The sequence below is a fragment of the Colidextribacter sp. OB.20 genome (genome assembly GCF_009911595.1).
Lineage (GTDB): Bacteria > Bacillota > Clostridia > Oscillospirales > Oscillospiraceae > Lawsonibacter.
In genome coordinates this window covers 1-23,459 of the sequence record NZ_QWKG01000014.1, presented here as the reverse complement: position 1 = coordinate 23,459, position 23,459 = coordinate 1, and the positions used below count along the sequence as shown (strand labels likewise).

The 23,459-nt window shown below is 60.8% G+C and carries 19 protein-coding genes and 2 riboswitches; of the genes, 11 read left to right on the top strand and 8 right to left on the bottom strand.

From position 1 onward, the window contains the following. Positions 1-62: 62 nt before the first annotated feature. Positions 63-461: a sporulation initiation factor Spo0A C-terminal domain-containing protein gene (locus tag D1641_RS04035; RefSeq protein WP_243149250.1), complete on the top strand. Its 399-nt coding sequence runs from the start codon at positions 63-65 to the stop codon at positions 459-461. Between the two features lie 153 nt (positions 462-614). Here D1641_RS04035 and D1641_RS04030 read toward each other — a convergent pair whose 3' ends face one another. Together D1641_RS04030 and D1641_RS04025 are read right to left on the bottom strand one after the other, a co-directional pair. Continuing rightward, positions 615-4,511 (bottom strand): ATP-binding protein, encoded by a 3,897-nt coding sequence (locus D1641_RS04030; RefSeq protein ID WP_160663117.1) that lies wholly within the window; start codon positions 4,509-4,511, stop codon positions 615-617. 2 nt (positions 4,512-4,513) lie between these two features. Beyond that, the gene (locus D1641_RS04025; protein ID WP_201757232.1) at positions 4,514-5,980 is read right to left on the bottom strand and encodes an extracellular solute-binding protein; all 1,467 of its coding nucleotides are present in this window, start codon (positions 5,978-5,980) and stop codon (positions 4,514-4,516) included. Positions 5,981-6,232: 252 nt separating this feature from the next. Between D1641_RS04025 and D1641_RS04020 the strand changes: the two genes are divergently transcribed. The 3 genes from D1641_RS04020 to D1641_RS04015 are packed head-to-tail and all read left to right on the top strand — an operon-like array spanning position 6,233 to position 7,796. After that, positions 6,233-6,811: a TlpA disulfide reductase family protein gene (locus D1641_RS04020; protein WP_160663116.1), complete on the top strand. Its 579-nt coding sequence runs from the start codon at positions 6,233-6,235 to the stop codon at positions 6,809-6,811. Beyond that, positions 6,789-6,941: a CD1871A family CXXC motif-containing protein gene (locus D1641_RS19100; protein WP_201757231.1), complete on the top strand. Its 153-nt coding sequence runs from the start codon at positions 6,789-6,791 to the stop codon at positions 6,939-6,941. The genes D1641_RS04020 and D1641_RS19100 overlap by 23 nt, the downstream gene beginning before the upstream one ends. 3 nt (positions 6,942-6,944) lie before the next feature. Then, positions 6,945-7,796: a 4Fe-4S binding protein gene (locus D1641_RS04015; protein WP_160663115.1), complete on the top strand. Its 852-nt coding sequence runs from the start codon at positions 6,945-6,947 to the stop codon at positions 7,794-7,796. A gap of 231 nt (positions 7,797-8,027) precedes the next feature. Here D1641_RS04015 and rlmD read toward each other — a convergent pair whose 3' ends face one another. Continuing rightward, positions 8,028-9,386, bottom strand: coding sequence for a 23S rRNA (uracil(1939)-C(5))-methyltransferase RlmD (gene rlmD, locus D1641_RS04010; protein ID WP_160663114.1), 1,359 nt, complete (start codon positions 9,384-9,386; stop codon positions 8,028-8,030). A 129-nt stretch (positions 9,387-9,515) separates the two neighbouring features. On the opposite strand from rlmD, the gene D1641_RS04005 reads away from it, so the two are divergent. Together D1641_RS04005 and D1641_RS04000 are read left to right on the top strand one after the other, a co-directional pair. Then, the gene (locus D1641_RS04005; RefSeq protein WP_160663113.1) at positions 9,516-10,040 is read left to right on the top strand and encodes a GNAT family N-acetyltransferase; all 525 of its coding nucleotides are present in this window, start codon (positions 9,516-9,518) and stop codon (positions 10,038-10,040) included. A 1-nt stretch (position 10,041) separates the two neighbouring features. Then, positions 10,042-10,353 carry a hypothetical protein gene (locus tag D1641_RS04000; RefSeq protein WP_160663112.1) on the top strand — a complete coding sequence of 104 codons (312 nt, stop codon included), beginning with the start codon at positions 10,042-10,044 and terminating at the stop codon, positions 10,351-10,353. Positions 10,354-10,429: 76 nt separating this feature from the next. Here the strand turns inward: D1641_RS04000 and D1641_RS03995 are convergent, their stop codons facing one another. Together D1641_RS03995 and D1641_RS03990 are read right to left on the bottom strand one after the other, a co-directional pair. Beyond that, the gene (locus tag D1641_RS03995) at positions 10,430-11,827 is read right to left on the bottom strand and encodes a sodium:alanine symporter family protein (RefSeq protein ID WP_243149249.1); all 1,398 of its coding nucleotides are present in this window, start codon (positions 11,825-11,827) and stop codon (positions 10,430-10,432) included. A gap of 96 nt (positions 11,828-11,923) precedes the next feature. Then, positions 11,924-13,306, bottom strand: coding sequence for a sodium:alanine symporter family protein (locus D1641_RS03990; RefSeq protein ID WP_160663111.1), 1,383 nt, complete (start codon positions 13,304-13,306; stop codon positions 11,924-11,926). 108 nt (positions 13,307-13,414) lie between these two features. Continuing rightward, positions 13,415-13,497: riboswitch (glycine riboswitch) on the bottom strand. Between the two features lie 3 nt (positions 13,498-13,500). Next, positions 13,501-13,589: riboswitch (glycine riboswitch) on the bottom strand. 305 nt (positions 13,590-13,894) lie between these two features. Between D1641_RS03990 and secA the strand changes: the two genes are divergently transcribed. After that, positions 13,895-16,651 (top strand): preprotein translocase subunit SecA, encoded by a 2,757-nt coding sequence (gene secA / locus D1641_RS03985; protein WP_160663110.1) that lies wholly within the window; start codon positions 13,895-13,897, stop codon positions 16,649-16,651. A 48-nt stretch (positions 16,652-16,699) separates the two neighbouring features. On the opposite strand, the gene D1641_RS03980 is transcribed toward secA, so the two are convergent. The 3 genes from D1641_RS03980 to D1641_RS03970 all read right to left on the bottom strand — a co-directional run bounded on the left by D1641_RS03980 (position 16,700) and on the right by D1641_RS03970 (position 19,525). Next, on the bottom strand, positions 16,700-17,335 hold the full coding sequence (locus D1641_RS03980; RefSeq protein WP_160663109.1) for a hypothetical protein: 636 nt from the start codon (positions 17,333-17,335) through the stop codon (positions 16,700-16,702). A gap of 57 nt (positions 17,336-17,392) precedes the next feature. Further along, positions 17,393-18,049 (bottom strand): CatB-related O-acetyltransferase, encoded by a 657-nt coding sequence (locus D1641_RS03975; protein ID WP_160663108.1) that lies wholly within the window; start codon positions 18,047-18,049, stop codon positions 17,393-17,395. A gap of 111 nt (positions 18,050-18,160) precedes the next feature. Then, entirely contained in the window at positions 18,161-19,525 is a 1,365-nt protein-coding gene (locus D1641_RS03970) for a D-alanyl-D-alanine carboxypeptidase family protein (RefSeq protein WP_160663107.1), read from the bottom strand. Positions 19,526-19,673: 148 nt separating this feature from the next. Between D1641_RS03970 and D1641_RS03965 the strand changes: the two genes are divergently transcribed. From D1641_RS03965 to D1641_RS03950, 4 genes are all read left to right on the top strand, one after another. Further along, entirely contained in the window at positions 19,674-20,063 is a 390-nt protein-coding gene (locus tag D1641_RS03965) for a ComEA family DNA-binding protein (RefSeq protein WP_160663106.1), read from the top strand. A gap of 200 nt (positions 20,064-20,263) precedes the next feature. Further along, entirely contained in the window at positions 20,264-20,950 is a 687-nt protein-coding gene (locus tag D1641_RS03960; RefSeq protein WP_160663105.1) for a response regulator transcription factor, read from the top strand. Positions 20,951-21,145: 195 nt separating this feature from the next. Further along, positions 21,146-22,570, top strand: coding sequence for a HAMP domain-containing sensor histidine kinase (locus tag D1641_RS03955; protein WP_243149248.1), 1,425 nt, complete (start codon positions 21,146-21,148; stop codon positions 22,568-22,570). Further along, on the top strand, positions 22,567-23,103 hold the full coding sequence (locus tag D1641_RS03950; RefSeq protein WP_160663104.1) for a GerMN domain-containing protein: 537 nt from the start codon (positions 22,567-22,569) through the stop codon (positions 23,101-23,103). Before D1641_RS03955 ends, D1641_RS03950 begins: the two co-directional genes overlap by 4 nt. Positions 23,104-23,459: the final 356 nt, after the last annotated feature.

Here is a 23,459-nt window from a genome sequence, read left to right as displayed (position 1 = left end):
GGGTTCACCGGCTCTGTCCCTGAACAGCGAACCCGGAATCAAAAACTTTTGAGGTGGATATCATGGATCACAGCGTCTCTATGACAGATATACATGATTTGCTCTACCGTCTCGGTGTAACCGCGAATTACACTGGTTTTTTCCATACCGCCTATGCGGTGTCACTGTGTGTAGAGCAGCCGGACCGGCTTCTGCTGGTGACCAAGTGGCTGTATCCAGAAGTAGCCAAGCAGTATAATACAAACTGGAAGGCGGTGGAACGAAATATCCGGACAGTTGATAACATCATCTGGGAGAAAAACCGCCCTCTATTGGAAGAGCTCGCTCACGGACCGCTGACGCAAAAGCCAAGAAACGCCCAGCTGCTTTCTATATTGGCCGCTGCGGTGTGGACTGAGCCTGTCGAGGCAGAGAGCCATAAACGATACAAAGAGCCATCTCCTCCCATCCAAGTCGGATAAGGTAAAAGCAGCAAGGCGGCTGGTTTCAAACCAGCCGCCTTGTCCTGTCAAAAAAACTGGCTCTTCTCCGTCTTCCTCTCCATGCGGAAGCTGGCCGGCGGCGCCGGCCAGCTCTGTTTCATTTGACTATCGCCTGTCCGGCGCACCTGTCCTTCAAGTACCGCCTTTTTCAGCGCGAATCACCTGATCCAGCGTCTTATAAAGCTTATCCACATCCACCGGCTTGGACAGGTGTCCATTCATTCCGCACTCCACAGATTTTTTCAGGTCATCGTCAAACGCGTTGGCCGACATCGCGATAATCGGAATCGTCCTGCAATCCTTCCGATCCATAGCCCGGATCGTCCGGGCGGCATCCAGGCCGTCCATCACCGGCATCATGATATCCATTAGAATTACATCATAGGTACCCGGCTGGGTGGATCTGATCCGCTCTACCGCCTGGGCCCCGTCATAGACGCAGTCCACCTGAAACCCCCGCTCCTCCAACAGGCATTGGGCAATCTCGGCGTTGAGCTCGTTGTCCTCCACCACCAGCACCCGGAAGCCCTCGAAGGACACAACTGTCCGCTCCTCCTCTTGCTCCACGCCCTCACCCAGGGCCAGAGGGATGGAGAAGCTGAAGGTGCTGCCCCTGCCCGGCTCGCTATCCAGATGGATGCTGCTGCCCATCATTCGTACCAGGCGGCTGCTGATGGACAGGCCCAGGCCGGTGCCCTGCTGTTTGGCGGGGTTGGTGCCGGAGGCCTGCTCGAAGGAGCGGAACACCCGGTCCTGATCCTCCTTAGCGATGCCCACTCCGGTATCCCGCACCGCAAAATAGACCAGGGCATTCTCCCCGCCCGCGTCCACCTCATGAACGGTCAGTGTAATCGTTCCCCCCTCCGGGGTAAACTTCACCGCATTGCCAAGCAGGTTAATCAGCACTTGGCTGATCCGCATCCGGTCGGCCACAAACCAGCTGTGGTCCAGACTAATCTCAGTTTCCAGCCGGATACCCTTGCCGGACGTCTGCGGAGCAATCAGCTCCATAATGGTGTCCAGCACCTCTTCCATGTGGAAATTGACAGGCTCCAGCTTCATTTTGCCGCTTTCGATCTTGGACATATCCAGAATGTCGTTAATCAGCCCAAGCAGGTAGCTCGACGACGACTGTATCTTTTGCAGGCAGTCGATGATGCGCTCCTGCCCCTGTCCCTTTTGCAGGGCAATGGCAGTCATGCCGATAATGCCGTTCATCGGGGTGCGGATCTCGTGGCTCATGCGTGAAAGGAACTCCGACTTGGCCCGGCTGGCAATATCATGCTGCTGCTGGTTCACCTGTCCCTGAATCACGCTGCCCAGCTCCGCCAGATTTTGATACTCCTCCGGGTCGTTCAGAAGCTCCTGGGAGAGGCCCAGAATGCAGACGCTGCCCATATAGCTCCCGCTGTCATACATCGGCAGCACAACGCCCTCCTCCCCCGGCCGGACCCCCAGGAAGCACTGAATCACCCGCTGCCCGCTGTCCTCGGCGGAGAAGTACCGCACCTCCTCCTGGTCCAGCCAGGCATAAAAGTCGGCCTTGTCCTCATCCTCATACTTGCGCACGCTCTCTCCGGCGTCCTGGCTGTCCCGGCGCCACTGGCAGTTCAGATAGCTGGAATTAAAATCCGCCCGCAGCAGCGGCACCAGCACCCCGTCGGCCTCGTAGAACCGGCCGATTTTGCGAACCATCAGCTCCATCTGGGCCGGGAAGTCCGCACCCTTCCCGAACAGGTTCAGCGCCACGGACACCAGCCCGATGTCTCTGCCATAGCCCAGAGAATTGATCTCTTTGCCCTTCAGGGCGGGCAGAGCGGACGTCTCAATCCCCTTTCCGCAGAAGCGGCAGCGATGTGCCTCCTCGGCATCGGGGGCACAGGCCAGATGGGTCATGCGAATCAGCTCCTCGGTGCTTTGGGACTGATCTCCCCGGGCCAGCCCGGCCCACAGCTCAACCCGGAAGGTCTCCTCGGGGAAGCGCCTTTTGCAGTCGCTCAGCAGGTCCTGGGCGAACGCCTCCGCCCGCTGTTCGTCCATCCCCTCCAGCCACAGGACAAACCGGTCCCGGTTCAGACGCATAGCCGCCGACTCTCCCGCCAGCGCCCGGCTTTTCTGCTGGATCAGGCCGCCCAGCTCCTCCAGAATCATGTCGCCGAATACAACGCCGTTTTTCTCGTTAATCTCCCTCAGCCGGCTGAGGAACAGGCAGACCATCACACCGTCCGGCCGGGCGCCCCGCATCTCCTTGATCCGCTGGATTCCCGCACGGAAACCGTACAGCCCGGTCACCCCGTCGATGGTGTTTTTCCGCAGCTGCTCCGCCTCCCGCTCCTTCTGCTCCTGGATATTATGGATGCTGCCCACCAGCTTCCAGCGCCTGCCGTCGGTATCATAGATCGCCTTGCCGGACAGGGCCACCCAGGTAAATTCCGTCTCCCCTGGCCAGCGCAGGCGGAACTCGGCGAACAGGCTGTCCTCCCCTCGCTTCAGGGTGTCCATCGTTTTGGCCCGGTCCGCCTCATAGATGTACTCGGGGTTGAGAAAGCCGTTCTCTTTTTGTTCCAGGCGCCACTGCCCGCTCATGGCGGGGTGGTTGACCAAGTCCAGCGTCCTGGTCTGAAGGTCATAGGAGAAAAACACATCCTTGGAGGACTCCAGCGCCAGCCGGTAGCGCTCCTTCTCCTCCAGAAGGATATTCTCCGCCGCCTTCTGCCGTTCGGTCAGCTCGGTCACCACATCATAGAGGGCGTCAATCTCCAAAATATTCGCAGGCTTAAATTGCTGAAGCCCCACGCTCCCCTGACTGATGCACAGCATCAGCCGCTGAACTGGCTTGGTCAGGTGCCGCACCGCCAGATAGATGCCGATGACACCAAAGCCCAGTCCGATCAAAACGGCGAGGAGCACCCACACATACAGCTGCCGGCTCATGCCGAACAGCTCCTCCTCGGTATTCAGGCCGAGCAGCACCCACTCGGTGTCGTCATAGGGGACGTTGTTGCTGTACAGCCTCAGCGGGGAGGCCACGGCATAGACCCCCTGTCCGTTCATCCAGCCCCCCTGCGCCCGGAGCAGGCCGCTGTAAGCGGTCTCCTCCAGCTGGAACTCCTCCCCCTGCGCGCAGACCAGACTGTAAAGAATGCCCTTGCCCGTCAGCGGGACATATCCGCTGTCCCGCCGGACAGCCAGCATATATCCGGACTGCTGGGACTTGTTCAGCTCCGCCACAGGAAAGTAGCTGTACAGATTCTTGCAGGAGATCTCCACGCCCAGAACGCCATACACCCGCCCCTCATACCGCAGGGGAATGGAATAGGTAATCATCTCATAGGAGTCAACCCCATTCTTTTCCATGGAAAAGGGCGGCGACCAGCAGCCCAGGTCCTCAGTCTCCGCGTCTGGGTAGTCCCCGCCCGCCTTCCAGGGCGCGCAGAAGTAGCGGTCGGCGCTGTCCTGGCTGTCCAGGGAGAAATGGGTGGTCCAGTTGGTGTCCAGCGGGATATTCCAGGCCCTGGACAGCTGTTTGTCCCCCCGCTCCAGCAGCAGGTCGGTGTGGTTGGCGGGGTTGCTGTTGGGGTCGGAGTCCCGGATAAAGAAGCCGTCCAGCTCCCCGGCCTCCCATCCCTTCGGCCCGGCCAGGATCAGAAAGATTCCCGTGGTGGAATTGCCGCTGAGCAGGTCCAGGCACTCTGGGAACATCAGCTCCAGCAGAGCCGCCCTCTGCTCTCCGGTGTCCAGAAGCTCCTCCAGGGTCAGCTCCTCTCCGGCCAGCCGGCCGGCCAGAAGCGCGGTAAAGACGGGCTCCTGGTCCCGGATGGAGGACCAGCGCTGATTCATATCATTTTCCAGAATTACCCTGCGGTTTTCCACCAGACGGCTCATCATGCCGCTGGAATATTCCTCCAGCGTCTGCGCGGTCCGGCGGATTACCAGGGTGCCCATAGTTACCGCGCTCTGAACCAGCATAATGGCAACCAGCGGGGCCAGGAAAATCCGGAATATCGTCGGTTTTTTCTTGCTCCTCATAGCTATCCCTGTTTATTTACCGCCGCGTCCAGCGCGTCGCAGAACGCGCTGTACCACTCCTCGAAGGCCTCCCGGGTCACATAGGGGGCCGCAGCCTCCTCCAGCCCGGCACCCCCGGCCACAGCCTCAGCCACAGCCGCCCGGTCCGCCGCCGCCTGGTCAGACAGGTTGTATTCCAGCACCTTTCTGGCCGCGGAGCCGTTCTTAAAGCTCTTGTTGGTATACAGGGTCATCCCGTCCATCTGGGAAAAGATGGCGCTCAGGCAGTCATAGGTCTTGGGCGCCACCGACAGCCCCTTCTCCGCGATCACCTTGTCCAGCTGCTCCACACTGCTGGCCGACTTGCGCACCGGCAGATAGCCGGACACAGAGCCGAACTGAAGGTTGTTCTCCGCCTCGGTGAACCACTTTAAAAACTCCACAGCGGCATATTCCCGGCGCTCATCCGACTTGCTGACCACCATGCCGGCTCCCTGCTGCACGGCGTAGCTCTGCCCGCCCTCAAATATGGGGGCGGCCATCACGGCGTACTCAATCGCATAGCTGCCGCTGTCCCGCTCCACCTGGTCTGGAAAGTACATGGCGGAGGAGGTGGAGCCGGTATAGGCCAGAATATCCCCCGTCTTCACGTCGTCGGAGCGGAATTTTCCATAGGCCCCGAAATAGCCCTTCACGGTGGGGACATAATAATTCTCCCACAGGCGGTAGATCTCCTCCTTGGGAACATTCAGGGTCAGCTCCCCGTTCTCCACCCGGAACAGCTCCACACCCAGCTGCTGCATACCGATGATAAAGTAGTTGGCCATGGCATCCCGGCCATAGAAGGCCCGCCCGTCTCCGGGCACATTGGGGGTAAGCCCGTCGGTCCACTCGTAGTAGGCCTTGGCTGTGGCCGCCACTCCCTCGATGGTCTTAAGGTCCTCCAAAGACGCCCCTGTCGCCGCGGCGAAGGGCTCCCAGTCGGTCTTGTTGATGAGCATGATCTCGGTGGACTTGGCCGTGGGGAAGATGCGCAGGGTGCCGTCGGCGGCGATGCGGCCCTCCTCAATGTAGGAGTCCACATACAGGTCCAGCTCCTCCTTGCTCAGATAGGCGGACAGGTCGGCCAGCGCCCCCTCCTGCTCCACCTCATAGGCGGTGTCGGCATAGGAGGAGAAAATGTCCGGCATAGCCTCCGCGCCCACCTTGCTGCTGATGGAATCCCGCACCGCCGCCTCCAGGTCGGATACCGAGCCCTGGGAGTAGCTCTGTACATAGATGCCCTTCTCCCGGCCCACCGTGTCATTAAATTCCTCCACCAGCGCGTCGAAGGCGGTCTGCTGAGAGCCGTTGTAGTAGTGCCAGACCGTCAAAGACACCGGATTCTTGGGGTCCAGAGGGCTTTTGCTCCCGCAGCCCGCTGCCGCGAGCGCCAGAACCGCCGCCATTCCCGCAAGACAGATTTTCCTCCATCCTCCTGTAAGCTTCATAGAAACCTACTCTCCTTCCATTTCATTCAGGCAACTTTAACCATTTTAGCATAAGTATACCATATTTTCAAGCCGCTCCGCCTGTTCTTTCCCGAAACAAAATACGTCCGCCTGTCGTGGGCCCGCATCTCCAATTTGACACTTGATTATTCGGACCAAATAATTTACACTATCCAGGAAGTAGACAGCACCTCGCAAAGGACGCATATTCTCATTGACCGAACAAATTGTAAAAATATGGAGGAACATGATATGAGCAAGAACTGTAAACTGTTTTGGGGAATGCTGGCTCTTTCCCTGTTGCTGAGCGGCTGCGCCCCCAAAAACGTGAAGGAGCCGGCCGGGGACGCTGCCGGCTCAGGGGCGGTAAGCGGCTCCGCCTCTGTGACAGACTCGTCCGCTGCGCCGGTCGCGTTTGAAGGGACGGACCTGGAGGGAAACGCCGTGACCTCCGACATTTTCTCTCAGTCCAGGCTCACCATGGTCAACGTGTGGGCCACCTACTGCAACCCCTGCCTGAGCGAGATGCCCTCTCTCGGCGAGTTGGCCGCAGAGTATGATGCGGCGGATTTCCAGGTGATCGGCATTGTCAGCGACGTGCTGGAGGGCCAGGACCAGGCCCTGGTGGAAAGCCTGGTGGAGCAGACGGGCGCCAGCTATCCCCATCTGCTGCTCAACGAGTCCATCCACTACGGACTGCTGATGAATGTGGCCGCTGTTCCCACCACGTTCTTCATCGACGAGGACGGGATCGTCCTGGACGTTGTCATCGGCGCGATGAAAAAAACGGCGTGGGAGGAGAAAATCAATGCGCTTCTGGAGGGGCTGTAAGCGGTATGCCTGGACGCTGGGGGCGCTCATCGGGGTCCTCCTTCTCGGGCTGGGCGCATCCCAGGGGCAGCTTGACGTAATCTGGAAAAAGGCAGTTATGATCTGCCTGGAGTGCATTGGGATTGGGTGAACGATGAAACGACTTCGACTGACGGTACAGCTGCTGTTTACCATCGTGACAAACGGGTATCTGTACGGCTTTCTCAGCGGAAAAATCTATCGCGGCAGCTTGAAATATGTCTGTGTTCCCGGCCTGAACTGCTACTCCTGCCCGGGGGCTGTCGCCGCCTGCCCCATCGGGGCGCTCCAGGCTCTGCTGAATCAGCAGGGCCTTCAGGTCCCCTTCGCCGCGCTGGGCTTCTTCTTCCTGTTTGGCAGCCTGCTGGGGCGCTTTGTCTGCGGCTGGCTGTGCCCCTTTGGGCTGGTACAGGACCTTTTGCACAAAATCCCGGTTTTTAAAAAGAGAAAGCGGCTTCCCCTTCACCGCGTTCTGAAATATGGGAAGTACGCAGTGCTGATCCTGCTGGTGTGCGCCGGCTCCATGTTTTTGTGGGGAGGCTTCGCCAAGCTCCCGGCCTTCTGCAAATACCTGTGCCCCTCCGGGACTCTGCTGGGCGCGCTCCCCCTGCTCAGCGCCAACGAGGCCCTGCGCGGTCAGGCCGGAGGGCTGTTTTTCTGGAAGCTGGGCATTTTGCTTGCCATTGTCCTGCTCTCCATAAAGGTCCACCGGCCCTTCTGTCAGTATTTGTGTCCCCTGGGGGCCATCTATGGCTGGTTCAATCGGTTCAGCCTGGTGCAGATTCACTGGGAGCAGGAGCGATGCGTCTCCTGCATGGCCTGCGAGCGGGCCTGCCCGGTGGCCCTCTCCCGACAGGAGATTTCCCGCTCCCCGGAGTGCATCCGCTGCGGAAAATGCGCGGACGCCTGCCCGGAGAGGTGTCTGCACTTCCTTCCAAAGCCGCCGGCAGCCCGGAAAGACGCATAAAGAGGAAGGTCTTTTACATGGAGGCTGACTGAGGATTGCGTTTCTGTTTGTAGGGCGCGACGACCTCGGCGCGCCGCCGAATCAGTCAAATACACGGCGGGCCGAGTCGTCCCGCCCTACAGCCCGTCGTGAACAGGCCAGCTCTGAAAAAGCGGGCGGACAATGTCCGCCCCTACAGAGAGCTCAAAACTCCCGGCACAACCCTTTCCGTTGTGCCGGGAGTTCTTTTCCTTATTTCTCGCGGGTCAGGAGGCACACCGTCTCCACGTGCGCCGTTCTCGGAAACAAATCCACTCCCTGGCCCTTGACCGCCCGATAGCCCAGCCGGGCGAAGCGGTCCGCGTCACGGGCCAGGGTAGCGGGGTCGCAGGAGACATAGACAATCCGTTCCGGGGCCATGCCGGCCAGAATGCCGGGCACCTCCGGGGCCAGCCCCTTTCGGGGCGGGTCCACGCAGATCACTTGAGGGCGGACCCGCTCGTCTGCCAGCCGCGCGGCCACCGCTCCGGCGTCGCCGCAGAAAAACTCGGCGTTGGTGATGCCGTTGCGCCGGGCGTTCTCTCTGGCATCCTCCACCGCCTGGGGGACGATCTCCGCCCCGATGACCCGCCCGGCCCGCTGCGCCAGAGCCAGAGAGATGGTGCCGATACCGCAGTACAGGTCCAGCACCGTCTCGGTCCCGTTCAGGGCGGCCAGCTCCAGCGCTTCCCGATACAGCACCTGGGTCTGCGCTCGGTTGATCTGAAAGAAGGAGGGCACCGACAGGCGGAAGGTCAGTTGACATAATTCCTCCTCCAGCCAGTCCCGGCCCCAGAGGACGGTATATTTGTCCCCGAGGATCACGTTGGTATCCCGGGTGTTGGTATTCAGCACCAGCCCCGTCAGCCTGGGCTCCGCCCTGCGCAGGGCGTCCGCCAGTCCGTCGGGTCGGGGCAGGGCGTCTCCGTTGGCCACCACGCACACCAGGCTCTCCCCCCGGCTGCTGGCACGGACGTAGAGGTGCCGGATCAGTCCCTTTCCGGTGGTCTCATCATAGGCGGGGACGACGCACTTCTCCATCCAGTCCTTGAAGGCCGCCCGGAGCCGGGTGACCGGCTGGGGCTGGAGCAGGCAGTCGGAGGCGTCCAGCACCTCATGGGTCCGGGCGCGGAAGTAGCCCACCGCCAGCCCCCCCTTCCCCTGAGACACCGGAAGCTGCACCTTGTTTCGGTAGCGGTCCGGATTTTCCGCCCCCAGCACAGGGGGCAGCTCCAGCTTCACATGCCCCACCCGCTCCAGGGCGTCAGAGATGCGCTGGCCCTTGGCCCGCAGTTCCTCCTCATAGCGCATGTGCCGGAACTGACAGCCGCCGCACCGGCCGAAGAGGGGGCAGCCGGGCTCGATCCGCTCCGGAGAGGGGGCGAGCAGCTCCACTCCCCGGCCCCAGGCCGCCGTTTTGTTCACCTTTTCCAGGCGGACCTTCCACCGCTCCCCCCGGACGGTGCAGGGCACAAAGACCACCATGCCCTCCAGCCGGGCCACCCCCATCCCCTCGGCGTTGTAGCCGGTGATGTCCAGCGTGTGGACGGTGTTCTTTCGGATGTCGGTCACAGGACGCGCCCCCTTTCCAGTCAGGTTATCATATCATATTTTCGGGGAGTGGTAAAGAGCTATTGGCCACCCGCTTGTCAAAACAGAGTGCGTATGGTAAAATGACAGCCCAAGGAAAGGAGCTTTTGTATGAGATTGGAGCGTTTGACAGCGGCAGAGCACGAAATGTATGCCAGGGCTATGGAGCTGTATTGCCAGAGCTTCCCCTTCCATGAGCAGAGAGAGGGGGACTCCCAGGCGCGGATTATGTCACATGAGGAATATCAGTTCAATTTGATCTATGACGGGGATGAGTTTGCCGGCCTGATGCTGTGCTGGGAGACAGCGCGGTTTATTTATGTGGAGCATTTCTGCATCCTGCCGGCCCTTAGAAACAGGAAATATGGGCAGAGGGCGCTGGAGCTTCTGAAGGAGCGGGGTAAGCCCATCATTTTGGAGATTGATCCCCCGGTTGACGAGCTCTCCCTCCGCCGTAAGGGCTTCTATGAGCGGCTGGGTTTTCAGCCTAACGGCTATCTCCACTGCCATCCCCCCTATCACAGGGAGTACGCGGGACATGATCTTGTGGTGATGTCCTGCCCGGAGCCGCTGGCTGAGGAGAGCTACGAGGAATTTAATCAGTATTTGAAAACAGTGGTGATGGGAGGTACATAGCATGAAGCAAGTTCTGTTAAGCGCGGACGGCAAAATAAGCCTGTTCAGTGTCCCGAACGAGGTGGCGGACCACTTGGAGAAATACTGCCTGGAATTTTGCTGTCATTGGCTGCACGAGAGCCCTGACGCGGAAAAGTACCGGGTTAAAATGGGCAATGTGATGGGTGTATGCTACACGGAAAAGGATTTTATTGCGTATTTGAATCAGTATGTCTGTGACGAGCGGTCGTCACTGGTTACGACACTTGCTGATGTGTACGTCGGTGATCCGTTGCCCGAGGAATATAAAGCGCTTCCGTATTTCAACTTCTGATGTTCTCCAGTCCCGAAGCGCAAGCAGGTGCGGCAAGGCTTTCACCCTGCCGCGCCGTTTCGCGTTTGAACGTAAATTACTTCTTCCCCGCCATATGGGTGGAGGATACCACCATGCCGGTGAGGGCGAAGAGGGCCAGGGCGTTGGGGATGACCATCAGGTTGTTGAACATGTCGGTCAGCTCCCACACCAGGTCGTTGGACATCAGAGTGCCCAGGAAGATGAACACCAGGGCCAGGGCGGCGTAAATCTTGGCGGACTGCCTGCCAAAAAGGTAGATCACGTTGATCTTGCCGAAGAGGTTCCAGCTCAAAATAGTGGAGAAGGCGAAGAAGAACAGACAAACGGCCACGAACATGGCGCCGGCGGTCTCGCCAAAGACCACGCCGAAGGCGGTCTGAGCCAGGTTTGCCTTGCCCAGAGTGGTGTTGGCGGCAGCCCCGCAGGCGGCCAGAGGACCGTCGGCGGTGTACAGGGTGGAGATAACCACCAGGGCGTTGAGGGTGAGGACCAAGAAGGTGTCCATAAACACGCCGATCATAGCCACCACGCCCTGGTCGTGGGGGTCGGTCACGTTGGCCTGGGCGTGGGCGTGGGGGGTGGAGCCCATACCGGCCTCATTGGAGAACAGGCCCCGCTTGGCTCCCTGGCTGATGGCGGTCTTGATGGCGTAGCCGAAGCCGCCGCCGATGATGGCTTGGGGCTGGAAAGCGTACTGGAAGATCATCGCGAAGGTGGCAGGGATGTACTTGGCCCGGGCGACGAGGACCACCAGGCCGCCCAGCAGGAAGATGGCGGCCATAATGGGCACCACCTTCTCGGTGACCGAGGCCAGGCGGTTCAGCCCGCCCAGGAAGATCACGCCGCAGATGACCACCAGCACCACGCCTACAATCCAGGAGGGCACGCCAAAGGCGGTCTGGAAGGTGGAGCCGATGGAGTTGGACTGGACCATGCAGCCCATAAAGCCCAGGGCCAGGATGATGGCGACCGCGAAGAAGCCGGCCAGGAACCTGCCGAAGCCGCCCTGGAAGGCGGTGGTGATGTAATACACAGGGCCGCCGTGGTAGGAGCCGTCCTCACTGGCCCGGCGGGTCTTGATGGCCAGAGTGGCCTCGGCGTAGATGGTAGCCATGCCGAAGAAGGCGATAATCCACATCCAGAAGATGGCGCCGGGGCCGCCGGTGAGAATCGCGCCCGAGGCGCCCACGATGTTGCCGGTGCCCACCTGGGCGGCGATGGCGGTAGCAAGGGCCTGGAAGGAGCTCATGCCCTGCTCCTGCTTCCCACCCCGGAGGGACAGGTTGCCGAAGGTCTTCTTCATCCCCTCACCGAAGCAGCGGACCTGAACGAACCGGGTTTTGACAGTGTACCACAGGCCCACGCCGATGAGGAGGAACACCAGGATGTAGTTGGACAGGTAGGTGTTAATCTTTGACACGATGTCAAACAGTGTCGCTTCAATCTCAGCCATAATGATGCTTCCTTTCTATATGTAGCGTATATTTTTTGTAGGGGCGGACATTATCCGCCCGCCGTCAAACGGCTCTGCTCTGTGCGCCCCTACAGGTTATTTCTTATCCTTAAAATACTCCTTGGTGATGGAGGCCACCGCGCCGGAGAGGAGCAGCAGGGCGATCAGGTTGGGAATAGCCATAGCGCCGTTGAGGGTGTCGGAGATATTCCACATCAAATCGCCGGAGCCGGTGGCCCCCACAACGCAGAACAGAACGAAAATCACCTTGTAGGCGGCGGTGACCCCCCTGTTATCCTTGGAGAGGTAGCCCCAGCACCGCTCTCCGTAGTAGCTCCAGCTGAGGATGGTGGACAGGGCGAAGAATACCAGGCTGAGCTGGATGATGGTGCCCCCCAGGGTGCCGGGGAGGATGGAGTTAAAGGCGGCCACGGCGGCGGCCCCGTTGGAGGTGTAGGCTTTCAGGGCGTCCGCGCCCAGCTCGAAGCCGGACAGCAGCACAGTGAAGGCGGTGATGGAGCAGATGACAATGGTGTCGAAGAAGACCTCGAACACGCCCCAGATGGCCTGCTCGGCGGGCTCCTCGGTGGAGGAGGCAGCGTGGGCGATGGGGGCGGAGCCCAGGCCGGCCTCGTTGGAAAAGACGCCCCGGGCAAAGCCGTTCTTCATGGCCGTCATGATGGCGTAGCCGAACACACCGCCGCCTACGGCCTCAAAGCTGAAGGCGCTGGTGAAGATGGCCGCAAAAACGCCGGGGATGTCGGTAACGCGCATGAGAATCACCACAATGCCCGCCGCCACATAGAACACAGACATGAAGGGGACCAGCAGGGAGGTCACCTGGCCGATGCGCTTCACCCCGCCGATGACCACAATGCCCACCACCACGGTGAGAGCCACGCCGCTGACCATGGGGTCAACGCCGAACAGGCCGTTGAGGGCCCCGGCGATCTCGCTGGACTGGGCGATGTTGCCGATGCCGAAGGAGGCCACACCCCCCAGAATGGCAAAGAGAACGGCCAGCCACTTCCAGCTCCTGCCCAGACCGTTTTCAATATAATACATGGGGCCGCCCTTGTGGACGCCGCTGCTGTCGGTGTCCCGGAACTTCATTGCCAGGGCGATCTCGGCGTATTTGGTGCACATGCCGAAGAAGGCGGACACCCACATCCAGAACACGGCCCCCGGCCCACCGATGAAGATGGCTCCGGTGACGCCGGCGATGTTGCCGGTGCCCACCGTGCCCGCCAGGGCGGTGGTCACTGCCTGGAAGGGGGACAGGTTGCTGCCGTGGTCCCGGACTCCCCTCCTGCTGAACAGGGAGCCCACGGTGTTCTTCATAATAAAGCCGAACCAGCGCACCTGGACCCAGCCGGTGCGGAAGGTGAGGAATACACCGGTGCCCACCAACAGGGCCAGCATGATGGGGCCCCAGACAAAGTCGTTGACCTGCCGCTCAAATTGCAGTAAAGCTTCCATACATTCTCTCCTTTCCCCTGGAGCAGACGAAAAAAGGCCGCGGGAGATACCCGCCGCCCAAAAGAAAAGTCAAACCCACGGGGCGCACCCCGTCGGCTTTGACGTCCCCTCTGTCCTTTTGCCTGAGAGATTGGCGGGGGTTCCTCCCCTGCGTTGCACCTTCGGCACCCGGTTAACGAGCTTCTCCAGAGTCACATCCACGCGCAGTCCTTATTCCAACGCGGAACGCCTGAGAGTGTTACTCCTTCGGCAGGCCCTGGGGCCGTTTTCCTGCGCGCTTCGTCTGTCCATATTCAATTACTCCGCTACCATACCACAAAATGCGGTTTCTTGTCAACGTCCGGCGGACAATAATGCGTCCGACACGGAATTTTCAGCTATTTGACCCAATGGGACAGATTTTTTTCCTGATAAAGTTTACAATTTGCTCTTTTTTTGCGGGGAAGAGTGTGATATACTGATTTAGATTATGTTGTTTGGATGTTCTGTAGGGCGTGACCACTGGGCACGCCGTTCTGACCGAAATGGACGGCGCGCCGGGGTCGTCGCGCCCTACGATGAAACTACAACCGAGAGGTGTTTTACGCAATGAGCCTGTTTACCAAAATTTTCGGGACCTCCTCCCAGCGGGAGTTGAAGTCCATTTACCCCATCGCCGACAAGGTGGACGCTCTGGAGGAGGAGTACAAGTCCCTCACCGACACCCAGCTTCAGGCCAAGACTCCGGAGCTGAAGGAGCGTCTGGCTAACGGCGAGACCCTGGACGACATCCTCCCCGAGGCCTTCGCCGCCTGCCGGGAGGCCGCCTGGCGGGTGCTGGGCCTGCGGCCCTACCGGGTGCAGGTGGTAGGCGGCATCGTCCTCCACCAGGGCCGCATCGCCGAGATGAAAACTGGCGAGGGCAAAACCCTGGTAGCCACTCTGCCCGCCTACCTCAACGCCCTGGCGGGTAAGGGAGTGCACATTGTCACCGTCAACGACTACCTGGCCAAACGCGACTCGGAGTGGATGGGCAAGGTCTTTCGCTTCATGGGCCTCACCGTGGGCCTGGTGATCCACGGGGTGGTAGGCGAGGAGAAAAAGGCCGCCTATCAGGCGGATATCACCTACGGCACCAACAACGAGTTCGGCTTCGACTACCTCCGGGACAACATGGCTATCTACTCCAACGAGCTGGTCCAGCGGGGCCACGCCTTCGCCGTCGTAGACGAGGTGGACTCCATCCTCATCGACGAGGCCCGCACCCCTCTGATTATCTCCGGCCAGGGGGAGAAATCCACCCAGCTGTACACCGTGGTGGACCAGTTCGTCTCCCGTCTGAAGTGCCAGCGGGTGGCCAAGACGGACGAGAAGGAGGAGGAGGACGTCAACATCGACGCCGACTACATCGTCGATGAGAAGGCCAAGACCGCCACCCTCACCGCCAGGGGCATCAAAAAGGCCGAGGAGGCCTTCCAGGTGGACAACCTGGCCGACATGGAGAACACCACCCTCTCCCACCACATCAACCAGGCCATCAAGGCCCGGGGCGTGATGAAGCGGGACATCGACTATGTGGTGAAGGACGGACAGGTTATCATTGTGGACGAGTTCACCGGTCGGCTCATGTTCGGCCGGCGGTACAACGAGGGGCTCCACCAGGCCATCGAGGCCAAGGAGGGCGTCGAGGTCGCCAACGAGTCCAAGACCCTGGCTACCATCACCTTCCAGAACTACTTCCGCCTCTACGACAAGCTGTCCGGCATGACGGGCACCGCCCTCACCGAGGAGGAGGAGTTCGGCACCATCTATGAGCTGGACATCGTGGAAATTCCCACCAACAAGCCTTTGGCCCGTGTGGACCAGCCCGACGTGGTGTATAAGAACGTTCCCGGCAAGCTGCGGGCCATTGTGGAGCAGATCGAGAGCTGCCACGCCAAGGGCCAGCCCGTGCTGGTGGGCACCGTGTCCATCGAGAAGTCGGAGGAGCTGTCCGCGCTCCTGAAGCGCAAGGGCATACGACACAACGTCCTCAACGCCAAGAACCACGAGAAGGAAGCGGAGATTGTAGCCCAGGCGGGCAAGTTCGGAGCGGTCACTGTGGCTACCAACATGGCCGGTCGAGGCACCGACATCATGCTGGGGGGCAACGCCGAGTTCCTGGCCAAGGCCGACCTGCGGAAGGCCGGCATGTCCGACGAGCTCATCGCCGAGGCCACCGGCTTCGCCGAGACCGACAACCAGGAGATTCTGGACGCCCGGAAGAAGTTTTCCGAGGCGGAGGCCAAATATAAGGCGGAAATCCAGGAGGAGGCCGACCGGGTCCGGGAGGCGGGCGGCCTGTTCATCCTGGGAACCGAGCGCCACGAGTCCCGGCGCATTGACAACCAGCTCCGTGGCCGTGCCGGCCGTCAGGGCGACCCGGGCGAGACCCGGTTCTTCCTGTCCCTGGAGGACGATATCATGCGCCTGTTCGGCTCCGAGCGGGTATACAACATGATGGAGAGGCTGGGCGTGGACGACGACACCCCCATTGACGCCAAGATACTCTCCGGAGCCATCGAGAACGCCCAGAAGCAGGTGGAGTCCCGGAACTTCCAGACCCGAAAGAACGTCCTGCAATACGACGACGTGATGAACACCCAGCGGGAGATCATCTACAAGCAGCGCAAGCAGGTGCTGGACGGGGAGGATCTTCAGAACTCCATCCAGAACATGCTCCACACCATGGTCGCAAACGCCATCCAGGGCCACATGGGCGAGCAGAAGCACCTGGACGCCCAGACCTTCCAGGAGGCGGTGGCCCACTTCCGGGCCATGTTCCTGGCCCCGGGCGAGCTGATGCTGTCTGATGAGGAGCTGCAGAAGTACAACGCCGAGGAGCTGACCCAGCTGGTACTGGATAAGGCCCAGGAGGCCTACGCCAGGAAGGAAACGGAGATCACCCCTCCCCTTATGCGGGAGCTGGAGCGGGTTATCATGCTCCGGGTGGTGGACGAGTACTGGATGGACAACATCGACGCCATGACCGAGCTGCGCCAGGGCATCGGCCTGCGGGCCTACGCCCAGAGCGACCCCGTGGTGGCCTACAAAGAGGAAGGCTACGAGATGTTCGAGAACATGGTGGCCGCCATCCAGGAGGAGACTCTGCGCCGGCTGTTCTCCGTCCGCCTGCGCCAGAATGAGGAGGTCAAGCGGGTGCGGGTGGCCAAGGTCACCAGTGAGAGCGGCGCCGGAGACAGAACCGTAAAGAAGCAGCCCGTCCGCAAGGCGGCCAAAATCGGCCGCAACGACCCCTGCCCCTGCGGCAGCGGGTTGAAGTGGAAAAAGTGTACCTGCGCCCAGTATCACCCGGATTTGAAATGAGATGAAAAACTCCCGCCGAACGCAGTCGGCGGGAGTTTTGTATCTTGTTCAGCTTGCGGTGGCGGGGTACTCATAGTAGTCGTCCTCTGTGATGGGGCCCAGGGTGACCACGCAGGAGGTGTGGTCTGTCCGCCGGAACTCGGGCAGGCTGAGGAGGAAGTGCTTCCCCTCCTTCCCCTGCCACAGGAAATAGGCCCGACGGTCGATCACCCCGTAAAGGTTGCCGCCGCACCAGACCAGATAGAGGGGGTTTTCCTCCGAGGTTTGGGGGGCCAGGGCGTTCAGCTTCTTCTGAATGTGGGTGTCGGACCTCCACAGGAGGGTGTCCTGGGCCAGGAGTTCAGCCCCTGCCAGGCCGGGAGTCACCCGGAACGTCTCCGTCCCATACAAGATGTTCTGGTAGGTAGGTCCGCCGGCGCTGGATTTGAAAATGGTCATTTCTATAGTTGGGTCAAAGTCCTCCCCCTCCAGCGGGGCCTGGAACAGGTAAATCCAGTGACGCTGTTCCATCATCAGCTCCAGGTAAGAGCTGTAAGGCTCACAGCTGGCGATGTAGAGGGTGGAGCCCACCCCTTTACCCAAAGGGACCGGCGTGACGGGGTAGACCGCCGAGTACCGAACAATCTGGATTGCCGCGGCGGCGATGGCAAGTACAATCAGACCGAGAAAAACCTTCTTTTTCATCACAAGAACCTCCTTCTTTTTCCTCACCATATAAGACGGAAAAGAAAGGACAAAGTTTCAAAAATTAATATGATTTTTTTCGGCGATCCGTTTTAACTCGTCCAAATTGCCCGACTGAATCGCGTCGATGCTGGCGGCGATTTTTTCCTCAGGCCAGTCCCACCATTTCAGCTCCAGCAGCCGGGCGATTTCAGAATCGGAGAACCGCTTCCGGATGGGTCTGGCGGGCACGCCGCCCACGATGGTGTAGGGCGGGACATCCCTGGTCACCACCGCCCGGGCGGCGACGATGGCCCCGTCTCCGATGGTGACGCCGGCCAGGACTGCCGCCTCATAGCCAATCCACACGTCGTTCCCGATGATGATGTCCCCCTTGTTGTCCCAGGCCTCGGGGATACGCTCCACATCCAGGCCCCACTCCTCGAAGAGGACGGGGAAAATGTAGGTGGACAGGGAGCGCTGGGTGTGATTGGCGCTGTTGAAGAGGAACTTGGCCCCGCAGGCGATGGAGCAGAACTTTCCGATGACCAGCCGCTCGTGGTTGATGGGGTAGTGATAGAGGACGTTGTTCCGCTGAAAATCTCTGGGGTCGTTTACAAAGTCGTCGTAGATGGTGTACTCCCCCACTGAGATGGAGGGGTCGGTGACCACGTTTTGCAGATAGACGGTGCTGTGCCCCTGGGAGCGGGGATAGATTTTCCATTGCGGGATCATGATAAAACCTCCTGAATATTCGTTTTATTCCTCCATAATCCCGCTGAGGACAATGCATCGCTTCACGCATACCACTCCCTTCAAGGCTCCCTCAAGGAGGAAGGCGTGTTGTTATCTTCTGGTACCCCGGTAGTTCCCCCGGCTTTGGACCCGGCGGCCCGATCTGGCGGGGCGGCGGCGCTTGCGAAAAACAAGCAGCCGCAGGACGATGACTGCGGCGATCAGCGCCACAGCGGCGGCGGCGATCTTGACGCCGGTGGTCTGGAGGAAATCGAAAAACTGCTGCTTCTTGTGGAGCAGCTCGGACCGCTCCACCGAGGTGACCGCCACCAGGTCCAGCTTGCCATAGACCTCTCCGTCATAGGACAGGGTCATCACGCCCATCACCTCGCCCGCCTCCACTGGGGCCTCCACCTCTTTGGCAAAGAGGTGGATATCGGTCTCAATGTCGTCCAGGTTCATGGATTTGGGCAGGGTTTTGGTGATGGAGCCCTGGGGCTTCACGTTGACCTCATCGGCCTGGCGGGACATGGTGACCTTCACCGTGTCCACCGGCTCATCCCCCCGGGTGATGGTCACCCGCTGGAAATTGTTGAAGCCGTACTCCAGCAGCCGCTGGCTCTCCCGGAACTGGCCCTGCTTTGGCTTTTCCTCCCCAAGGACCTCCATGGGACCGGAGCCCAGGATGACGGAGATGAGCACCTCGTCCCCGTCCTCGGCGGCGGACACCAGACAGCGGCCCGCCTCATCCGTGGTGCCCGTCTTGCCGCCGATGCACTTGTCATAGAGATATCCGCCGTACCGCCAGCTGGAGACCAGGCCGTTTCCATTGTAAATTTCCCGTTCACCGGACAGATTGGTGGCGGGCACAATGTGCTTGGGGGTCCGGGTGACGGTTTGGAACATCTCATGCTCCAGACAGGCCTGCATCGTAAGGGCCAGGTCATAGGCGGTGGTATAGTGCTCGTCACTGTGCAGGCCGTGGGGATTGGTGAAGTGGGTCCCGCGGCAGCCCAGCTCAGAGGCCCTCCGGTTCATATGCTCCACAAATGCCTCGATGGAGCCGTCCACCGCCACAGCCAGGATATTGGCCGCCTCGTTGGCGGAGGGGAGCATGAGACAGTAGAGCAGCTCCTCCACGGTCAGCGTCTCGCCGATTTTGATGTTGGCGGTGGAGAAGTTTCCGGTCAGCCCCTGATAGGCGGTATCTCCGGCGGTGATTGGGGTCTGGAGGGTGAGCTGCCCCGACTGAACGGCCTCCATCACAAGCAGAAAGGTGGTCAGCTTGGTGGTGCTGGCGGGGTAGGCCCGCTCGTTGGCCCCCTTGTCGTAGAGGATTTCGCCGTGATTGGCGTCCAGCAGCACCGCGTGGGTGCAGAACAGCTCCAGATCCTCCTGGGCGGCACGGACAGGGAGGGGCAGAGAGAACAGGACGGCAATGAGGAGAAGGGCGGAAAGAAAACGATATTTTTTCATAGGAAAATCTCCATATGTATGATATAATGAAAAAGGAACTGCTCAACAGTGTACTTCGGGCAGCCGGAAAAGGCAATTAAGGTTTTCTTAATTTTGTCCAGATTTATTATAGCAGAGCGGAGGCCGGAGCGCAAGGGGAGGAAAAAAGATGGCTGAAATGTCCAAATACGGAAAGGCGGTGCTGGCCCTGACGGCGGGCTTTGTTCTGTTCTGCGGCGGCTGGTTTTCCTCCCGGCTCAGCGCGGCCCAGCCCTATCAGGTGACCGCTCAGCGGCGGCCTGTCCTGGAGGAGGAGGCCCCGGTTCAAGAGGAGGGGGCGTACCCAGACAGCCTGCTCCCCGGCGAGGTCATCAATGTCAACACGGCGGACGCCTACGACCTCCGGCGTCTGCCTGGCGTCGGAGAGAAGCGGGCCCAGGACATCGTCGCCTGGCGGGAGGAGCACGGCCCCTTCGAGACGGTGGACGGGCTGACGGAGGTCTCTGGCATCGGCCCCGGGATTTTGGAGGGCCTGCGGGAGTATGTGACAGTCAAGTAGGGGGCGGTCTCTGTGCCGCCCCGCAGAACGGCGGATCATATTTTGACGGGGTGGTCTCTGTGCCGCCCCACAGAACGGCGGATCATATTTTGACGGGGCGGTCTCTGTGCCGCCCCGCAGAACGGCGGATCATATTTTGACGGGGCGGCACAGAGGCCGTCCCCTACGGATATCATGAAATACGAAGTAGGAGCGAGACTATGGCAAAGATTTTAGTTGTGGATGACGAGCAGGTGCTGGTAAAGGGCATCAAATTCAACCTGGAGCACGAGGGCTACCAGGTCGAGGTGGGCTATGACGGCGAGCAGGCGGTGGAGCTGGCCCGGGAGGGGGGCTTCGACCTGATTCTGCTGGACCTGATGATGCCCAAGATCGACGGGCTCCAGGCCTGTATGCGCATTCGGGAGTTCTCCAACGTGCCGGTTATTATGTTAACTGCAAAGGGGGACGATACAGACAAGATCATGGGCTTTGAGTGCGGCGCAGACGACTATATCACCAAGCCCTTCAACATTCTGGAGCTGAAGGCCCGGGTGCGGGCCCTGCTGCGCCGGTCCGGGGCCGGGGAGCAGAAAAAGGGAGAGGCCGTCCTGGAGGCGGGGCATATCCGGCTGGACACGGTCTCGCGGACCGCCTGGCGGGACGGTACCTCCGTGGAGCTGACGGCCAAGGAGTTCGACCTGATGGAGCTGCTGCTGCGCAACCCAGGGCGGGTGTACAGCCGGGAAAACCTTCTCAACGTGGTGTGGGGCTATGAGTATATCGGCGACTACCGCACAGTGGACGTCCATGTCCGCCGCCTGCGGGAGAAGCTGGAGCTGGACCCCGCCAACCCGGAGTTCATCCGCACCAAATGGGGCGTGGGCTACTATTTGGCGAAAATCTAAACAGGCGATTTTGTGTAGGGCGGGACGACCCGGCCCGCCAATCCGCATTTATTTCCGAAGCTGCCGCGCCCTACGCGCAGGGGCGCGCGTTGCGTGCCCGCGTGCGTACCATGTCCGCCCCTACGAGAGGAGGTGCCACCCACGAGCAAAAAGAACAAGGCCCCCTTTTTCGCGTCTCTTCAAATGAAGTACGCCATGAGCTATCTGGTCATCTTCGCGGTGGTGCTGGTGCTGCTGAACACCTACCCGGTGGCGGCCTCTCAGGACCTGCTGTTCACCTCCAAGCGGGACTCGCTGAAAAGCCAGACGGCGGTGATGGCCTCCGCCCTGATGGAGCTGGAGTCCCTGTCCGCCGACCAGGTGGCCCGCGTGATGAATATGCTGGACAGCATGGGGCTGACCCGCATCCTGGTCACCGACCCGGCGGGGCTGGTTCTCTACGACAGCAACAGGCCTGCGGCGGACGAGCCAGCGGAGGGGGAGGAGCCCCCGCCGCCTGAGTACCGCTACGCCCTGTATCAGGAGGTGGTGTCCGCCCTGCGGGGGAGCGATGTGTTTTACTCCCGCTACAATGACCGGGTGTTCACCTCCACCGCCGCCATGCCCATCGTCTACCGGGGGATGGTCATCGGCTCCATCTACATCCTGGAGATCGACTCCGCCCAGGGGGAGCTGCTGTTCAGCCTGCAGCAAAACCTGCGCAACATCTCCCTGGTCATCGCGGCGGTGACTCTGGTGATGTCCGCCTTCTTCTCCAAAATGCTCACCACCCGGATTGCCGCCCTGCTGCGGGCCATCCGGATTGTGGGAGAGGGGGAATACGGCCACCGCCTCCAGCCTGTGGGCCGGGACGAGCTGGCCCAGCTGGCCGGGGAGTTCAACCACCTCACCGACCGCCTCCAGACCACCGAGGAGGTCCGCCGCCGCTTTGTCTCCGACGCCAGCCACGAGCTGAAAACCCCTCTGGCCTCCATCCGCCTGCTGGCCGACTCCATCCTCCAGACCGACGAGATGGACCCGGCCATGGTGCGGGATTTTGTCACTGACATCGGCTCGGAGGCCGAACGGCTCACCCGCATCACCGAGCACCTGCTGTCCCTCACCAAGCTGGACAGCCTGCCCGCCGGAGAACAGCTCCCGGTGGATGTGTCCCAGGTGCTGGAGCGGACGGTGGCCCTGCTCCAGCCGGTGGCCGACGCCTCCAGAGTGACCGTGGAACGGGAGCTGCGGCCCGACTGCGTCATACTTTGCACTGAGGACGACCTGTTTCAGATCAGCTTCAACCTGGTGGAGAACGCCATCAAATACAACTACCCCGGCGGGAGGGTCTTTGTCTCGGTGTATCGGGACAGGGACCAGGTGCTGCTGGAGGTGGGAGACACCGGCGTAGGCATCCCGGAGGAGGACCTGCCCAAGGTGTTCAACCGATTTTACCGGGTGGACAAGGCCCGGTCCCGGGCCGCCGGCGGCACCGGACTGGGGCTGTCCATCGTCCGGGACACGATCCGCCGGCACGGGGGCTGGGTCACCGCCCGGCCCCGGAGCCCGGAGGGCAGCCTGTTCACCGCAGGCTTCCCACGGTATGTCCCGGAGGAGCGGGGAAAGGGGGAGACAGAATGAGGAAACGCTGTTTTTCCCTCCTGCTGGCTCTGGTTCTGGCCCTGTCCGCCTGCGGCGGAGAGGAGCGCGCCCAGAAGCTGGAAGGCCCTGTCCTCTGGTTCTGCACCAGCTCAGAAGAGAACCACGGTTCCGCCCTGGCCTGCGAGCCCTACCGCCCCCCGGAGAGCCAGATAGAGCCTCCCGAGGGGGAGGCCGCCCCCAATCCCGGCGACCTGCTGGAGGCCCTGCTGGCCGGCCCCGCAGATCCAGAGCTTGTCTCCCCCTTCCCCCGAGGGCTGACCCTTCAATGGTGGGAGTGGGATGGCGACCACCCCGGAAATCTGCGGGTGAGGATGTCGGAGCAGTACGGCGGCCTCACTGATATCTCCCTTACCCTGGCGGACTACTGTATCGTCCTCACACTGAGCCAGGTGGATGGGGTGGAGACGGTCGAGATTATTTCCGCCGGGTATACCGTCAGCTACCGCAGCCATCAGCAGCTGTCCGGCGAGGAGGCCGTGCTGTGGGACGAGCTGGCGGATACCAGCTCGTAGGGCAGGACGACCCGGCCCGCCGCGCCTTGCGCAAGGGGAGTGTCCCATTCGCATACGCTAATACTAGGGGGAGGCCTTTGGCCGCCCCTACGGGAGTGTCCTTTCCGCAGATTTTATGTAGGGGCGGATATTATCCGCCCATCTCTTCCGCAGCTGCGGCATTCCCATAGAGCAGGCGGCTAATAGCCGCCCCTGCATACATGGAAAACAACCGGGATAAAATGCGCAGATGGACACTCCCCGCCCCTACAAAGCTCTTGACAAATCCGTTGTTTTTCTATATCCTTATCTGCAATCGAATAGAAAGAAGGCATCTTCCATGAGCGATTATAAAATCAGCACCAAGTGTGTTCAGG

Coding starts and splice junctions, on each gene's coding strand:
- D1641_RS03960 (WP_160663105.1), top strand. CDS start 20,264: ATGGCAAAGATTTTAGTTGTGGATGACGAGCAGGTGCTGGTAAAGGGC.
- D1641_RS04035 (WP_243149250.1), top strand. CDS start 63: ATGGATCACAGCGTCTCTATGACAGATATACATGATTTGCTCTACCGT.
- D1641_RS19100 (WP_201757231.1), top strand. CDS start 6,789: ATGCGCTTCTGGAGGGGCTGTAAGCGGTATGCCTGGACGCTGGGGGCG.
- D1641_RS03970 (WP_160663107.1), bottom strand. CDS start 19,525: ATGAAAAAATATCGTTTTCTTTCCGCCCTTCTCCTCATTGCCGTCCTG.
- D1641_RS03975 (WP_160663108.1), bottom strand. CDS start 18,049: ATGATCCCGCAATGGAAAATCTATCCCCGCTCCCAGGGGCACAGCACC.
- D1641_RS03955 (WP_243149248.1), top strand. CDS start 21,146: ATGAGCTATCTGGTCATCTTCGCGGTGGTGCTGGTGCTGCTGAACACC.
- D1641_RS04015 (WP_160663115.1), top strand. CDS start 6,945: ATGAAACGACTTCGACTGACGGTACAGCTGCTGTTTACCATCGTGACA.
- D1641_RS03980 (WP_160663109.1), bottom strand. CDS start 17,335: ATGAAAAAGAAGGTTTTTCTCGGTCTGATTGTACTTGCCATCGCCGCC.
- D1641_RS04025 (WP_201757232.1), bottom strand. CDS start 5,980: ATGAAGCTTACAGGAGGATGGAGGAAAATCTGTCTTGCGGGAATGGCG.
- D1641_RS04005 (WP_160663113.1), top strand. CDS start 9,516: ATGAGATTGGAGCGTTTGACAGCGGCAGAGCACGAAATGTATGCCAGG.
- D1641_RS04020 (WP_160663116.1), top strand. CDS start 6,233: ATGAGCAAGAACTGTAAACTGTTTTGGGGAATGCTGGCTCTTTCCCTG.
- secA (WP_160663110.1), top strand. CDS start 13,895: ATGAGCCTGTTTACCAAAATTTTCGGGACCTCCTCCCAGCGGGAGTTG.
- D1641_RS03995 (WP_243149249.1), bottom strand. CDS start 11,827: ATGGCTGAGATTGAAGCGACACTGTTTGACATCGTGTCAAAGATTAAC.
- D1641_RS03950 (WP_160663104.1), top strand. CDS start 22,567: ATGAGGAAACGCTGTTTTTCCCTCCTGCTGGCTCTGGTTCTGGCCCTG.
- D1641_RS04000 (WP_160663112.1), top strand. CDS start 10,042: ATGAAGCAAGTTCTGTTAAGCGCGGACGGCAAAATAAGCCTGTTCAGT.
- D1641_RS03990 (WP_160663111.1), bottom strand. CDS start 13,306: ATGGAAGCTTTACTGCAATTTGAGCGGCAGGTCAACGACTTTGTCTGG.
- D1641_RS04030 (WP_160663117.1), bottom strand. CDS start 4,511: ATGAGGAGCAAGAAAAAACCGACGATATTCCGGATTTTCCTGGCCCCG.
- D1641_RS03965 (WP_160663106.1), top strand. CDS start 19,674: ATGGCTGAAATGTCCAAATACGGAAAGGCGGTGCTGGCCCTGACGGCG.